The 571-nt window shown below is 67.4% G+C and carries 1 pseudogene; it reads left to right on the top strand.

Annotated features, from left to right (window positions below):
• Positions 1–571: pseudogene (locus tag ACXJKJ_RS31565) on the top strand (hypothetical protein); the annotation flags it as partial.

Here is a 571-nt window from a genome sequence, read left to right as displayed (position 1 = left end):
GGCCTACGAGGCCACCCAGGGCCGCATCCAGGCGCTCAACGACGGCGGCCGCCCAATCCGCGACTACCACCTGTCCAAGGCGCAGTGCTGGTTGGACGTGTCCTTCCACGAGTACAGCCGCAATGACCGCAGCGATTTCCCGCAGCAGGCGCTGAGCGAGTCGGAAAAGCTGATCGTGGGCATGGAGCAGGGCGCCGCGCCGTTGCCGACCGACACCCCGCTGGTCAATGGCGCCAAGTACCTGCGCGATGACCTGTGGCAGCGCCTGCGCGTGCTGCATGGCGCGCCGGGGTTCAGTTGCGCGCAGCAACAGGTGGCCTGTGGCGAGGTCGAGCTGGTGCATGCCGGCAACGAGTTCAACCAGCAGCAGTGGCGTCATTCCAAGCCGTACATCCAGATCGCCGAGGAGCTGGTCAACGATGCCGAAGCGGCGGCACGCCAATGCAACGCGGGCACGGCGGCTGCGTCGGCGCCGATTCCGCTGGTGGCCAACGTGCTGTTCGAATTCGACCGCGACGGCTACCGCGACATCCGCACCTACTCGCTGGAAAGCGTGGACCGCGCCCTGGCC

Source organism: Roseateles sp. P5_E1, from assembly GCF_054049335.1.
This window is presented reverse-complemented; position numbering and strand designations above follow the sequence as displayed.